This is a genomic window from Bradyrhizobium erythrophlei (assembly GCF_900129505.1).
Classification (GTDB): Bacteria; Pseudomonadota; Alphaproteobacteria; order Rhizobiales; family Xanthobacteraceae; genus Bradyrhizobium; species Bradyrhizobium erythrophlei_D.
On record NZ_LT670818.1, the window covers coordinates 8,438,481 to 8,452,601 of the forward strand.

Annotated in this window: 13 protein-coding genes; 8 read left to right on the forward strand and 5 right to left on the reverse strand. The window is 61.3% G+C overall.

The annotated features are described in order from the left end of the window. Nucleotides 1–56 precede the first annotated feature (56 nt). The 5 genes from flgF to B5525_RS40020 all read left to right on the forward strand — a co-directional run bounded on the left by flgF (nt 57) and on the right by B5525_RS40020 (nt 4,673). Complete coding sequence (gene flgF, locus B5525_RS40000) at nt 57–821, forward strand: flagellar basal-body rod protein FlgF (RefSeq protein ID WP_079571736.1); 765 nt, start codon at nt 57–59, stop codon at nt 819–821. 105 nt (nt 822–926) lie between these two features. Further along, the gene (flgG, locus tag B5525_RS40005; RefSeq protein ID WP_079571738.1) at nt 927–1,715 is read left to right on the forward strand and encodes a flagellar basal-body rod protein FlgG; all 789 of its coding nucleotides are present in this window, start codon (nt 927–929) and stop codon (nt 1,713–1,715) included. A 5-nt stretch (nt 1,716–1,720) separates the two neighbouring features. Next, a complete protein-coding gene (flgA, locus tag B5525_RS40010; protein WP_079571739.1) occupies nt 1,721–2,824 on the forward strand; it encodes a flagellar basal body P-ring formation chaperone FlgA in 1,104 nt (367 codons plus the stop codon). A 5-nt stretch (nt 2,825–2,829) separates the two neighbouring features. Then, nucleotides 2,830–3,582: a flagellar basal body L-ring protein FlgH gene (gene flgH / locus B5525_RS40015; RefSeq protein WP_079574415.1), complete on the forward strand. Its 753-nt coding sequence runs from the start codon at nt 2,830–2,832 to the stop codon at nt 3,580–3,582. 365 nt (nt 3,583–3,947) lie between these two features. Then, on the forward strand, nt 3,948–4,673 hold the full coding sequence (locus B5525_RS40020) for a DUF3750 domain-containing protein (RefSeq protein WP_079574416.1): 726 nt from the start codon (nt 3,948–3,950) through the stop codon (nt 4,671–4,673). A gap of 38 nt (nt 4,674–4,711) precedes the next feature. On the opposite strand, the gene B5525_RS40025 is transcribed toward B5525_RS40020, so the two are convergent. After that, nucleotides 4,712–5,545 (reverse strand): metal-dependent phosphohydrolase, encoded by an 834-nt coding sequence (locus B5525_RS40025; RefSeq protein WP_079574418.1) that lies wholly within the window; start codon nt 5,543–5,545, stop codon nt 4,712–4,714. A 400-nt stretch (nt 5,546–5,945) separates the two neighbouring features. On the opposite strand from B5525_RS40025, the gene B5525_RS40030 reads away from it, so the two are divergent. Beyond that, nucleotides 5,946–7,544: a class I adenylate-forming enzyme family protein gene (locus B5525_RS40030; RefSeq protein WP_079571741.1), complete on the forward strand. Its 1,599-nt coding sequence runs from the start codon at nt 5,946–5,948 to the stop codon at nt 7,542–7,544. Between the two features lie 291 nt (nt 7,545–7,835). Here the strand turns inward: B5525_RS40030 and B5525_RS40035 are convergent, their stop codons facing one another. After that, a complete protein-coding gene (locus tag B5525_RS40035) occupies nt 7,836–8,591 on the reverse strand; it encodes a hypothetical protein (RefSeq protein WP_079571743.1) in 756 nt (251 codons plus the stop codon). A 515-nt stretch (nt 8,592–9,106) separates the two neighbouring features. On the opposite strand from B5525_RS40035, the gene B5525_RS40040 reads away from it, so the two are divergent. Together B5525_RS40040 and B5525_RS40045 are read left to right on the forward strand one after the other, a co-directional pair. Beyond that, nucleotides 9,107–10,696, forward strand: a complete 1,590-nt coding sequence (locus tag B5525_RS40040; RefSeq protein WP_079571744.1) for an SUMF1/EgtB/PvdO family nonheme iron enzyme — start codon at nt 9,107–9,109, stop codon at nt 10,694–10,696. Between the two features lie 22 nt (nt 10,697–10,718). Continuing rightward, nucleotides 10,719–11,144, forward strand: coding sequence for a DUF4399 domain-containing protein (locus tag B5525_RS40045; RefSeq protein WP_079571746.1), 426 nt, complete (start codon nt 10,719–10,721; stop codon nt 11,142–11,144). 804 nt (nt 11,145–11,948) lie between these two features. On the opposite strand, the gene B5525_RS40050 is transcribed toward B5525_RS40045, so the two are convergent. The 3 genes from B5525_RS40050 to B5525_RS40060 all read right to left on the reverse strand — a co-directional run bounded on the left by B5525_RS40050 (nt 11,949) and on the right by B5525_RS40060 (nt 13,823). Then, nucleotides 11,949–12,734 (reverse strand): 2-keto-4-pentenoate hydratase, encoded by a 786-nt coding sequence (locus B5525_RS40050; protein ID WP_079571748.1) that lies wholly within the window; start codon nt 12,732–12,734, stop codon nt 11,949–11,951. Between the two features lie 63 nt (nt 12,735–12,797). Beyond that, nucleotides 12,798–13,208, reverse strand: a complete 411-nt coding sequence (gene dksA, locus B5525_RS40055; RefSeq protein ID WP_029586682.1) for an RNA polymerase-binding protein DksA — start codon at nt 13,206–13,208, stop codon at nt 12,798–12,800. Nucleotides 13,209–13,406: 198 nt separating this feature from the next. Then, entirely contained in the window at nt 13,407–13,823 is a 417-nt protein-coding gene (locus B5525_RS40060) for a flagellar assembly protein FliX (protein ID WP_079571749.1), read from the reverse strand. Nucleotides 13,824–14,121 lie beyond the last annotated feature (298 nt).

Consider the following 14,121-nt stretch of genomic DNA (forward strand, 5'->3'; position numbering starts at 1 on the left):
TCGGCAGGAAAGCTTGGGAGAGCCGGACTGCGGATCGTCAGAGGGGAGAACCACCGATGGAGAATACGCTTCTCGTCGGACTATCGCGGCAGATGGTGCTGGAACGGCAGATGGATGTCGTCGCCAACAACGTCGCGAACGTCAACACCAACGGCTTCAAGGCCGACAACTCGCTGTTTCAGGAATACCTGAAGTCCGGCGCGCATGAAGACAATTTCGTGGGAAGCGACCGCGCCGTCTCCTACGTGCTGGACCGCGGCACCTACAAGGACATGTCGGCTGGCCCGACTGAAGAGACCAAGAATCCGCTCGATGTCGCAATCGACGGCGGCGGCTTCCTGGTGGTGCAGACCGCGGGCGGCGAACGCTACACCCGCGACGGCGGCCTCAACATCAACAATCAGGGCCAGCTCGTGACGGCGGCCGGCGATCCCGTGCTCGGCGGCTCCGGCCCGATCGTATTTCAGCCGACCGACCACGACGTCTCGATCGCTTCCGACGGCAACATCACCGTGGTCGAAGGCCTCAACCACATCGACTCGGTGCGCGGCAAGCTCCGGATGGTCAGTTTTGCGGATGCGCAGAAGCTCCTGAAAGAGGGCTCCAACCTTTATTCGGCGGATAACGGCGCCACCGCGCAGCCGGACTCCACCTCGAGGCTGCGCCAGGGGTTCATCGAAAAGTCCAACGTCAACTCGGTCACGGAAATGAGCCGCATGATCGAGGTGACGCGCACCTACACCCAGATCGCGACCCTGCTGCAGCAGCAGAGCGATTTGCACAAGACCGCCATCCAGCAACTTGCCGACGTTCCGGCGTAGAGGCTCATTCAGTTGAATGAGCCTCGTCCGCAATTTTAACTAAGCATGATCTGTTCCGAAAACCGGCAACCACTTTTCGGAATCATGCTTGAAGGAAACTGACCCATGCGCGCTTTATATACCGCGGCGACCGGGATGGCGGCCCAGGAACTGAACGTCCAGGTCATCTCCAACAACATCGCCAACTTGCGCACTACCGGCTTCAAGAAGCAGCGCGCGGCGTTCCAGGACCTGATCTATGACCACGTGCGCCGGGTCGGCGCGCAGGCGTCCGACCAGGGCACCATCCTGCCCGTCGGCGTCGACATCGGCGGCGGCGTCAAGACCGTCGGCACGCCGCGGCAGATGACGCAAGGCACCCTGTCGCAGACCGGCAACGATCTCGACATCGCGATCCGCGGCGAAGGCTTCTTCAAGATCCAGATGCCGGACGGCACCTACACCTATACCCGCGACGGCACGTTCCAGATGGACGCCACCGGCCGCGTCGTCAACGCGCAGGGCAATCCGGTGCAGCCGACCATCACCATCCCGCAGAATTCGACCGGCATCACCATCAACACGCAGGGCCAGCTCTCGGTGACCTTGCCGGGGTCGACGACGCCGACCACGGTCGGGCAGATCGGCCTGACGCGCTTCATCAACAAGGCCGGCCTCCAGCCGATCGGCGACAACTCGTTCACGGACACCCCGGCCTCGGGCGCGCCGCAGGACGGCCTCGCCAGCGCCGACGGTTATGGCGACATGCAGCAGGGCAATCTCGAACAGGCCAATGTCGAGGTCGTCAGCGAGATTTCCGACCTGATCGCGGCCCAGCGCGCCTACGAGATGAACGCCAAGGTCATCAGCGCCGCCGACCAGATGCTGCAATCCGCCTCCGCGCTGTTCCGCTAGGGGTCATGATGATGAAACTTCGCTCCCTCTTCCTTGCCGCCGCCCTGCTAGCAAGTGCTGCCACCGCGGCATCGGCGCAGGATGGCGACGACGTGATCGCCGCCCCCGCACTGCGCGCCAATGTCACTGTCTCCGGCGAGGTGGTGCGGATCGGCGACGTCATCGACAATGCCGGAAACGCCGCGCAGATCGCGATCTATCGCGCGCCGGATCTCGGCACCACCGGCACGCTGCCGACCGCGCAGGTGCTCACCGCGCTGCGCGCGCACCGGGTGATCGGCGTCGATACCAGGAATTTACAGCAGATCACGGTGACACGGCTCGCCCGCACCATCGACGCCGGCGATATCGAACGGCAGGTGGCGCAGGCGCTGGAGCGCCACAACGGGCTCGGCGAAGCCGCCAATCTCAGCCTGACCTTCGATCGCGACGTCGAGGATATGAAGCTCGACGCGTCGAACACCGGCGCGATGCAGCCCTCGGCGCTGCGCTACGATTCCCGCAGCGGCCGTTTCGACATCACCTTCGACATCGCCAACAGCAACGTTTCGACGCCGACCCGGCTGCGCTTCACCGGCAGCGTGATCGAGACCATGGAAGCCGCCGTGCTGGCCCGCAATATCGACCGCAACGAGGTGATCAAATCCTCCGACGTCGTGGTCGAGCGGCGGCCGAAAGCGGAAGTCGGCACCGATGCCGCCAGTCGCGACCGCGCGGTCGGCATGCAGGCGCGCCGCCAGCTTCGCGCCGGCCAGGCGCTCAGGGTCGCCGACCTCACCAAGCCCGATCTGGTGCAGCGCGACCAGACCGTCGTCCTGATCTATGAGGCCTCCGGCCTCTATCTCACGATCCGCGGCAAGGCGCTGGAAGGCGGCACCGAAGGCGACGTCGTCAGCGTGCTCAATTTGCAATCCAAGCGCACGGTGACAGGCACCGTGATTGGCCGCGGCCAGGTCGCGATATCGATCGCGATGCCGCGCGCGCCGGAGACCGCCGACGCCACCCCCTCGCCTTCGCCGGATCAAACCTCGTCGATCCCTTCAGACAAAGCCGCTTCCCCTGTCGCCCTCGCCAACACCACTTCGCCCGCCGCTCCAAAAACCGAGTAATGTTCATGTCCAGGTCCCGTCGTAACCGTATCCTTCTGACCAGCACGTCGCTGGTGATCCTTGTCGTCGCGAGCGGATGCTCGTCGATCGACCGGCTGTCGCAGATCGGCGAACAGCCCAAGCTCGCGTCGATAGAAAATCCGACCGCGCAGCCCGGCTACAAGCCGGTGCAGATGCCGATGCCGAAACCGGAGACGGTGTCGTACAACGCCAACTCGCTGTGGCGGAACGGCTCCAGGGCCTTCTTCAAGGACCAGCGCGCCGCGCGCATCGGCGACCTCCTGACGGTGACGGTGAACATCACCGACAAGGCCAACATCGCCAACGAGACCCAGCGCAGCCGCACCAACAAGGAAGATTCGGGGATCACCGACTTCATCGGCGCCCAGACAATTACGCAAGCGCACAAGATCCTGCCCGGCCGCATCCTGACCGCGGACTCCACGGCCTCCAGCGACGGCAAGGGTTCGGTCAACCGCCAGGAAGCGTTGCAGACCAACGTCGCTGCCGTGGTCACGCAGGTGCTGCCCAACGGCAACCTCGTGGTCGAGGGCAAACAGGAGATCCGCGTCAATTTCGAAATCCGCGAACTGATCGTCGCCGGCATCGTGCGGCCGGAGGATATCCAGAGCGACAACACCATCGATTCCTCGAAGATCGCGCAGGCCCGCATCGCCTATGGCGGCCGCGGCCAGATCATGGACGTGCAGCAGCCGCGTTACGGCCAGCAGGTGATGGACGTGCTGCTGCCGTTCTAGGGCATGACCCCAGAAGGTGGAAACCGGTTTTTGGATAAGGTCATGCCCAACTAAAGAGTTAAACAAGCTCCCACATCACATCGCGAACCTAGGCGCGATGCGATGTACTACGCGGCCTCCGTCAGCTCCCCTGCCGGAGGCCGCGATCGTTTCTGGATGCAACATGTAGGGTGGGAAGGCGCATTTGCGCCGTGCCCACCGGGCAGGTTCGTTGTGCGCAAGTTGGTGGGCACGCTTCGCTTTGCCCACCCTACCTTCTACCGTGAGCCTCACAGGCACAGCTGGCAAAGCCGATTCCAGGCACTACATCAGGAGACGACGTCAGCCCCGCCAACTTTTTTCCCCCACCGCTTGTGAAAAAATCCGTGCTCATCTTTCTTCTCCTGATCATCGCTCCCGTCAGCGTGTCCGCGGCCAACTACCTTCTCGGCGACGCCAGGGGAAACTGGCAGACGGCCGACAGGTCGAGCGCGGGACTGCTTCCGAAACCGTCAGCGCATCCCGACGCGCTGATTCGGGTCTATGCCGCGCGCACGGTACGCTGGCGCGGAATCTTCGCCGTTCACACCTGGATTGTTCTCAAGGAGCGCGGCGCGCCACGCTACAGCCGTTACGACTACACCGCCTGGGGCGACCCGATCCGCGTCGATGGTTTTGCCCCGGACGGACGATGGTTCGGCGCTGTGCCCGAATCCGTCGTCGCCGTCGACGGCGGGGAAGCAGAAAAACTCATTCCAAAAATTCGTTCGGTGATCGAGAACTACAGGTTTCGCGCCTATGGCGATTACAGCGCGTGGCCGGGTCCGAATTCGAATACGTTCGTTCAGGCCATCCTGGACGCCGTACCCGAACTCAACGCGGTGCTGCCGCCGACCGCGATCGGAAAGGATTATCCCTATGACGGCGCGTGGTTTGGCCTCACGCCGTCGCGAACCGGCGCCTTCGTCTCGCTCGGCGGTTATCTCGGCCTGACCATCGGCTGGATCGAGGGGTTAGAGCTGAATTTCTTCGGCGGCGTCCTCGGCTTCGACATACGCCGCCCCGCGCTGAAGTTGCCGGGAATTGGCCGGCTCGGTGTTCCGCTGACATAGCGCCTCGTAGGGAGGCAGCAGAGGTGACGTCACCCCGCCTACCGCTGCGGTCCGGACAGCGAGATGTCGCGTTCGGCGCGGAACACGTTGCTGTAGAGGTTCGCGATCCACTGGCGGCCGCTCGAGGTCTTGTTGAGATAGCGGATTTCGGTCTGGATGTGCGGCGCCACGCTGTCCCAGTAGAATTGCGGGTAGCGATTGACGATGTCGGCGGGTGAATCATAGCCTAGCTGGCGGTTGACGCCGACTTCCTCGAACTCGTGGTAAAGGGCGTTGGATTTTCTGAGGTAGTTGGGATCGCCGAGCTGGCCGATGAAATCCGCGGCCCGGACGATCGAGGCCTCTTTACCGTATTCCTGGCCGGCGGCGGCAGGAAACCGGGTTCCTTCGATAGCATCGGCAATGCGCTTGTGGTCGAGCGGAGCCATGCCTTCGATCCGCCGCATCACGTAAAGCTTCGAGCGGTCGACATGATGAGCCATCAGGCCCGCGTCCGATGACCCGCGCGGCAGAGTTATCTTGCGGCCGGTCGCATCGATCACATAGCCGTCCGCGTCGTCGTCGTCGAACAGGCCGCGCACATAGCCGATGTCATGGGTAAGGCAGGCAAGGATGACATGTGCATAGTCGTCCGCGGTAAACTGTTCATGCAGCGCGCGGCCGCGGAGGATATCGTGTCCCGCCAGGGTGACCAGCAGTGTGTGCTCGATATTGTGGTAGAGCGCGTCGCTGTTGCCGATGCATTCGAGCGCGATGCGAGCGGCGTTCGGGACCATCTCCACCAGCGGCGTCTGGGTGCCGAACCGGCGACGCATATAGGAGCGGAGAAACTTATCCAGCGCATTCGCAGCCAGTTCAGGTAAAGTCATCATCGATGCCGCCCCCGCCGCCTGATCCTTTTCTTGCGTCAACTCCCGACTTCCCGTTTAAGCGAACCGGCCGGCATCATAACGCATCTCCGGACCGCTCACCACACGCCGAATGGTGCACCAGGGAGGAAAGCGGAAGTATATTGCGGCGCAGTTGCTCCGCGTCCGCTCGCTGAAAGGCGATATCGTGTTAGCGGAATACCGATTCCGGCGCGCACCAGGGCGGGCGTGCCTCCGGAGGCCTGATGACCCGTTTCGAACATCGGCGAAGGACAGCAAACGCGGCGCTTCGCCCCGTTTTCGCCTCGCTCGCCTACAATCGCAACCATTCTCCCAGGATTGAAATAGCGCCGTAGCGCGGCCCGTTCACGCTGAGCGCCTGTCAGCAACGGGAGTCCACCCCATGAAGATGAGTCCGATAAATACCTTGATGCACCAGGCGCAAACCCGGCCAAAAAGTACGGCGTTCGTGTTTCACGACGAGATCTGGACCTACGAACGGCTTGCGACCGAGGCCGGTCGCCTTGCGCGCGGGCTTTCGGCGCGCGGTGTCGCGCCGGGGGATCGCGTCGCCCTTCATATGATGAACAGGCCCGAAATGCTCGTCGCCTACTATGCCTGTTTCAAATTGGGGGCGATCGCAGCGCCATTGCGAACCGCGTTCAAATTTGCCGAACTCGCGCCCCTGCTGCAGCGGCTGAAACCCGCGCTCTACATCGGCGAGATCGGCCTCTACGACAATGTCGCGCCGGTCGACGCTTCGATCCTCGCGCCGGACAGGCGCTTCGTCGTCGATGGATCGTTCGAAGACCAAGGCGTCCAGCCCTGGGAAACGCTGTTGGAGACGATCAATCACGAGAATTTGTCGTTCGCGCCCGCTTCCTACAAGCCGGCGGTGCTCATCAACACGTCAGGCTCGACGGGCGAGCCCAAATTCGTCGTTCATACGCCGGAAACGCTGGCTGAATCCGCCGACCTGCTCATCAAGCATTGGGGATTGTCGGACGACGATGTCGTGGTCATGCCTCTGCCCATGGCGCATATGAGTGGGCTGATCATCTTCCTCGCCAATATCGCGCTCGGTACACCCTTCACCTTGCTGGAGGGATTCGACCCCGACGCCGTCCTCGACAGCATCGAACGCGATCGTGGCACCTGGTATCTTGGTTTCCCGTCCCAATACGCGGCGCTGCTCGAATCCCAGCGCGCCCGTCCCCGCGACCTGGCTTCCTTGCGGATCTGCCTGACCGGAGCAGATACCTGCCCGGTCGATCTGCAGCGCCGCGCTCCTTCGATCGTTGGCGCGCCGCTCTACAATCTCTGGGCCGCGACGGAAGCGGTGGGATCCCTGACCTTTGGCCTGCGGCATGGACCGGTGGCCCGCATTGTGAAGGGCGCGCAGATCAAGTTGATCGACGAGAATGGCGCCGAGGTCGCCGACGGCGAAATCGGCGAACTGCTGGTCCGGGGGGCCAACGTCTTCGCCGGTTACTGGAACGACCCCGAAGCGACCGAGAAAAGCCTGAGGGGCGGCTGGTATCGTACCGGCGATCTGATGCGGCGCGGCGAGGGAGACGAGATCTGGTTCGTAGCCCGCAAGAAGGACATCATCATTCGCGGCGGCACCAACATCTCGCCTGCCGAAGTGGAGCAGGCGCTGGTCGCCTGCCACCCGGCGGTCGAGCAAGCCGCGGTGGTGGGCATTCCGGATGCCGTGCTTGGCCAGCGCGTGTTCGGTTTCGTGACGCTGGCCGACGGGACCAGGGACACCGTCGTTTCCAAAATCCTTCGCAACGTCGCGACGCGGCTTGCATCCTATAAAGTCCCGGAGGGTCTCGAAGTCATCGACGAATTGCCCCGCAACGCCCTGAGCAAGGTCGATCGCAACATGTTGAAGACGATGGCGCTCGACATCAGCAAGACCGGCCAGATCGGAGCAGCGCCTTCGCGGATGCAACAGCCCGACGAGCGCGCGACCCGGCGCGTCGCCGGGAATAGATAGGCCCGGCTCGACAAACCGCGGGTCGCACACAGGGGAAGAAAACCGCCTCCGAGTGCTGGGAAGAAAACAAACGTTCTAACGTTCTAAAGTATGGAGGCGGGTTCTAAGTATTGCCTACTCAAAACTGGGCGGTAGTCCGTAAGTCTACCGTCCAAGGTCGCGTCCAACACGGATCGTTGGGTTAGCGAAGCTCTTCTTCGCCTCGGGTGCCGCGATTTGCTGCACCTGGCATCTAGCGGCTTCAAGTTACCAGTATCCGCGCGTACTTGTATCCGCGCGCGCTTGGAAATTTCAATGATTGACGAGTGCTGCGGCTTCCGGCCCTTTGGCAGGGGCGGGTTTATTGGACCGCACGAACAGAAAATGGGATGCCACGGATATTTGTGCGTCCGCGCTGCCGTCTTGGCCGATGAGGATTAGTCCCGCTCCGCCATTAGCTACAGTTAGAATGACGGGCTCGCCGTTCCACGTCCTGATTGGCTCCATTCCGATGATAAGAAATTCACCGATGGGCTGGTCAAAATATTGAAGCCTTAGTTGCGGACCGATCTCTGCTGCCGCAAGTCCAAAACCCAACTGTTTAGCGCGTGCGTAAATATCCGCCAGCGATGCAGTATCGGTCGGAAAGCCGAGTTCGCTTGCCGACACCGTAAAAAGCTCCACGCTTGTTTTCGTAGTGCTGAGGGTAAAGCTCGGTCGAGCGAGAATTTCCCCAGCCGAGTTTCCGATGCCGCAACCTACTGCATCCAACGCGCTATTTAGGGCAAACAAATCTGCAAACGTTCCCACCGTGATCGTCTTCCACACCGGAACATCGATGGCGGATCTGATCAGAATTTGCGGCATAGTGGCTGAGGGCGTTTTCTTGAGCCTCAGTTGGTTTTGCAGGACATCTCGCGCCGTGCATTGACTTCTAGCTTCGCTCGCGAATAGGAGGATGCACGCGGTGCAGAGCGTCGCAACGATGAGCATACCGCTACGGTGGCATTGTGGCCAACGATACGGCACGGTATGGCAACCGATTTCCTTGCAAGCAGTTCGGCCCATAATGGCCTCTCTTGCGCAGCGACGTCGCGTGTTGAAATTCAATCAGACTATTAACTGAGTACAATCGGCCCGCGCGGTTCGCCGAGGCAACCTCCGCTCCCGAACCCGACAGGAGTAAGTCCCGCAAACGTCGCAAAAGGTTCAACAACGAGGCCGGGACGACGAACTTAATAAAGGTCAGCGTGGCTGGCCTGGTGTCGGCGGCCGCTTCTCGTCGCAATGATGCGTGGCTTTTCTTTTTCGGATTGCGCTACGCTCGATCCGGCCGAAGAGTTACCGACGCGACGCGACGGGCAAATCAGTAGATGCTACGGGCCCTGAATTCAGAGATGTGAAGCGGCTCACATTCGAATATCGCGATTTGAGCTATTAGGTGCTGACCCGTTTGAGCAAGGCTTCAATTGGCTTGTCCCAACCCGGCAGTGTGATAAGCTGCTATTGGCGAGTTCAAATTTCTACGGATAGTAGTTGTCCGTCCCTAGCACTGCTGTTTGCGGTGTGTGGAGACCCAGGTCATGGGTGAAATTCGCAAATTGAAATCGAGCAGAGGTGGCGATCCCCCGCGAGAGTCAACGCCGCGCCGTCTTGCTGCGATTGTCGCCGGCGATATCGCTGGCTACAGCCGCCTCATGCAGATCGATGAAGAAGGAACGCATCTTCGCGTTAAGCGGATCGAGCGTGACCTCATAGAGCCCAGCATTGTGGGGCATCACGGAAGGCTCGTCAAAACCACTGGTGACGGATTTATTGCGATTTTCGACAGTCCTGTCGAAGCTGTGCGGTGCGGTATCGTCATCCAGCAAAACATGGTTGGACGCAACGCATCGATGCCGAAGCATCATTGGATTGAATATCGGATTGGTGTCAATCTTGGCGACGTTATCGTCGAAGCAGACGACGTTTTCGGCGATGGCGTCAATATCGCCACGCGCCTCGAGGGTATTGCCGATCCTGGCCAGGTTTACATCTCGGGCGGCATTTACGAGCAGATAAAGCACAAGCTGGTTTGCGGATATGAGTCGCTCGGAGATCGAAAAGTAAAGAACATCACGGATCCGGTAAGAGTCTACCGTGTGCTTCCGGATCCGGCCGCTTTCAACAGGACCCGAAAACGACGCGAGAATATTCTGATTTTTTTGCTGAGCCTCGTTCTGCTGTCCATCGCAAGCAGCGCGCTTTGGTATTTGCTTCGGCAACCGTATGGAAAAGCGCGGGATCAGGCATCAACCCAGGTTTCGCCGTCGCCGGTACCCCTTGCGAAACCATCAGCGCCGCTACCTCAGCCTTCGCCTTCGGCAGCCCCCGCCACTCAGGAAGCAACGCCCCAAACTCAGCCGGCTCCTTCGATGGCTCCAGCTGCGAAGCAAGCGACGTCGCAACCCCTGATCGCGTCTCCAGCCGCGCCTGCAACACGGCCGACATCGGCGGTCCGAGAGCCCGAAATGAACATGCTTCGAGGCGGTAGCTTCCTCATGGGCAGCAATGACGATGTCACGGAGAAGCCGACCCACCAGGTCACGATCAAGCCGTTTGCGATCAGTCGGTATCCGATTTCCGTGCGCGAATGGAACGAATGCGCTGCCGCGAAGGCATGTGCGTTCGTGGCAACCGGCAAAGATGACGCGCCCGTCACGAACGTGAGTTGGAGCGATGCCAAGCAATTTGCTGCCTGGCTCGCGGGCGCAACGCGGAAGGCATATCGGCTCCCAAGCGAAGCCGAATGGGAATATGCCGCCCGCGGGGGCACGCAAACCAGGTACTGGTGGGGCGACCAGGTTCAATCCGGCATGGCCAACTGCAAGAACTGCAATGACATTGCAACCGCCGAGCAACCAATCAAGGTCGGAAGTTTTACGCCAAATCCGTTTGGGCTGTATGACATGGGTGGTGGCGTCGATCAGTGGGTAGAGGATTGTTGGCACAAGCATTATCAGGGCGCCCCGTCGGACGGGTCACCGTGGGTCGAGAGCGACTGCACTTCGCATGTCATTCGGTCTGGGTCCTGGAAGAATGACGCGCGCTATGCGCGGCCGGCGAACCGCGATAGTTACGACACCAACGTTCGATATCCGACACACGGGTTGCGGATCGCTCTATCTCCTTAAAAGCCTCGGAGGAGCGCGTCCCATGAAGATCGTCCGGCTTATCGTGCTATCGGCAGCGCTGGCGGCTGTGTCGTGCGTTGCCCACGCTCAAGGAAAGTCTGCGCCAAAGGACGCGGTTCTGTATTTCGTTTGGCCGCAGGACGGCACAACGATTAGAGGTGGCTTCTGGTGTCGTTTCGGTCTGCGGAACATGGGTGTCACCCACGCGGGCGACGATTTTCAGAACAGCGGCCATCATCATTTGCTGGTTGATGTGAATGAACCACTCGATCCAAACGAGCCGATCCCTCAAGACAAGACCCATCTTCATTTCGGAGCGGGTCAAACCGAGACACGTATCGAGCTGCCACCCGGCAAACACACTCTCCAACTGGTATTAGGCGATGCCAAGCATTATCCGTTCAACCCGCCGCTCGTCTCAGATAAAATTACGATCAGGATCAAGTAGGATTGGTTTGGTTGCGGTTCATATTTTTTGGATTCGAACCGACCTGCAATGGAGATTGCGGAAAGTCTGATTGAGGCAGAACTTGAGAACTGAAGCCGCATGAGTGCGCGGCAGCAGATACGCGCGTCCGTCAGATCGCTGCTGCGGGATCTGCCCGACGGGCAAATCAGTGACTTGCCTGTCCAGCCCTCTTTGCAAAAATATTCTGATTTTCCGAAGACCCAAATCACCTTTATAACCCTCGCCGTCCTATCCCACAGAGGGGCGGCTCGAGATCGTCACGGACGCGGGACAGGATGCGGTGGACGCATTGGCGCTTTTGACGAACAGCGCCGGATGCGGACGGTGAAGTCGTGTGGTCCTGATGCCCCGACGCTGGCATCAAGTGGGCGGAGCAATCCGCCGATGACGGTGACAAAAAAGCCCGGTCACCGGGGAGAGTACGAAATAAGCCGTAAAACCATTGCGCGGGGAATGTCGGGCGTTTTCCGGTGTGACCGTGGTGACTAACGCGCGTGCTTTCTACACTACACGCGCGGCTGCGGGCGCATCGGGCGCCCGGCATTCCCTGCGCCCTCCGATGGGAGAGGGCGGAACCAGCAGGCCAAAACTCGCGCGAAACATGCAGCGAGATCGCGAAGGCGTATTTAGTCGTCATTGCGAGCCAACGGGTCGCGCGAATGCGCGCCCGATGACAGGCTCCGCGAAGCAATCCATCTTGCCTCGCAAGAAAGAGTGGATTGCTTCGTCGCTTCGCTTCGTTCGCAATGACGTTTAGGCAACCACGCAACGCGTAAACCGCACTCACGCGAAGTTCGCGCCCACCTTCCCCAGCCCGACCAGCTCCATGATCACCTCATCGCCGGCGTTGAGCCACGCCGTTTTCACGAGGCTCCCGGTCAGCACGATCTCGCCCGCGCGCAGACCCTTGGCCCCGGCGGCGAGATGGTTGGCGAGCCACGCGAGCGCGTGATGGGGATGGCCGAGCACGTCGGCGCCGGTGCCCTGCCCGACCGCCTTGCCGTTGATGAGCGCGCGCCCGATCACCTTGAGCAGGTCGGGCGCGGAAGATCGCGGCACGGGCTGGCCGAGCACGCAGCCGGCGGCGAAGAAGTCATCCGCGACCAGCGTGGGCGCGCCCATCGTCTCCCAATTGACGTAGCGGTCGTCGACGATCTCGATCGCGGGATAGTAGGCATCGACCGCCTCCGCGACCCACTCGGCCGTGAACGGCTCTTCCGTCGCCGCAAGGTCGCGCGCGAGCCGCACCGCGATTTCGCATTCGACGCCGACGCGGATGAAATCTTTTGTGTTCAGCGAAACGCCGCTGTCGTGAACGCCTTTTGCAAAGACGCCGCCGCCGCAAGGGTGCGGGATGTCGAGATATTGCTGCATCACCGCGCTGGTACAGCCGATCTTGTAGCCGATGCGGGCGCCGACATCGGATGCCAGAAGATCGTGAACCGCGTCCTGAATCAGGTAGCCGTCCGCTTCGGTATCCGGCGCTATCCCGGCGGCCAGGCGCTCAAGCGGCGTGCGGCTGCGGCGGGCGGCGGCGATGGTTTCCGCAGCGGCGCGAATGTCGGTCATCGGCGGCCTCCGTTAAATCAGTCCGCCCCAAACAACAAAAAGACCGCACGCGGCGGCCGGTCCCTATTCGTCGCGATAGACCTTCTCGCGTTTCTCGTGGCGCTCCTGCGCCTCCACCGAGAGGGTCGCGATCGGACGCGCCTCCAGCCGCTTCAGCGAGATCGGCTCGCCGGTCTCCTCGCAATAGCCGTAGGTGTTGTCCTCGATGCGCTGCAGCGCCGCGTCGATCTTGGAGATCAGCTTGCGCTGGCGGTCGCGGGCACGCAGTTCGATCGCGCGATCGGTTTCCGAGGAAGCGCGGTCGGCGAGATCGGGGTGATTGACGTTTTCTTCCTGCAGGGTCTGCAAGGTGATTCGCGATTCCCTGAGGATTTCGTCCTTCCACGCCAAAAGCTTCGCGCGAAAATAATCGCGCTGCCGGTCGTTCATGAAAGGCTCTTTTTCGGAGGGTCGATAGTTCTTCAACTTTTCCAAGGAAGCCAGCCCATCTGTACGTTTTATCGCCGCGGCGCTGCGGCGCTGGTCGGCCCGAAAAGTGTCGGTCCGCGCGCGCCTTATATAGCGGCGTCATGTGACAGACAATATCGGCCACCACTGCCAAACTGTGCGCTGCGGGGTTTCCCCGGCAGGAACCTGTGAGCAACCTTAAAGCCCCCCGGATACCGCCCGGGCTCAGTACTGCCCGGCCTTGGCCAATTCGACCTCGACCCGCAGCTCGATCTCGGACAGCACGGCGTCCAGGCCGGGGTCGCCGGAGGAGGATTTGAGGTTGGCGGCGGCATCCCGCAGCCGGCTGACCGTCGAGGCGTCGAAATTGCCGGACAGAAGCCCGATCTTGAGGTCGTCCAGCACGTCGAGCGCGCCCTTGCCGCGCTGCACCGAACGCTTGCGGCGCTCGGTCGGGTCTTCCTCGATGCCCTGCAGCGCCAGGAGCGCGTCGATATTCGCCGCCGCCCGGGGTGCGGAGGCGGCGCGGGTCTCCTCCGGGGCTGCCGCCGCGTCCGGCAAGGAAAAGCCGCTCGAGGAGGTTCGCTTGGTATTTGCGGCCGGAGATCCGATTGTGGTGCCGTTCGGTCCGTAGATGCGCATGGTCTTAGGCTTCCTGCGTGGCCCGGATCGGTGCAGCCAAATCCGGGGTCAGCGTCTCGTCTATACCGGGCAGATCGCTTCGCTCAGCCGGGCTACCAAGTTCCCAGGAGTTTCGTCCGTTTATGGTTAACGGGACGTAAACAGCCCGGCAAAATCTGCCGCCGGCGGCCAGTTCTGCCACCGCGGCACCTCATAATTAACTCTGGCATAAAAAAATTCTCACATGACATCAATTACTTGATTGGAAAAAATGGCGTGGCACCGATCTCGCATAGCTGACGCCGGATCGGCCGTCATG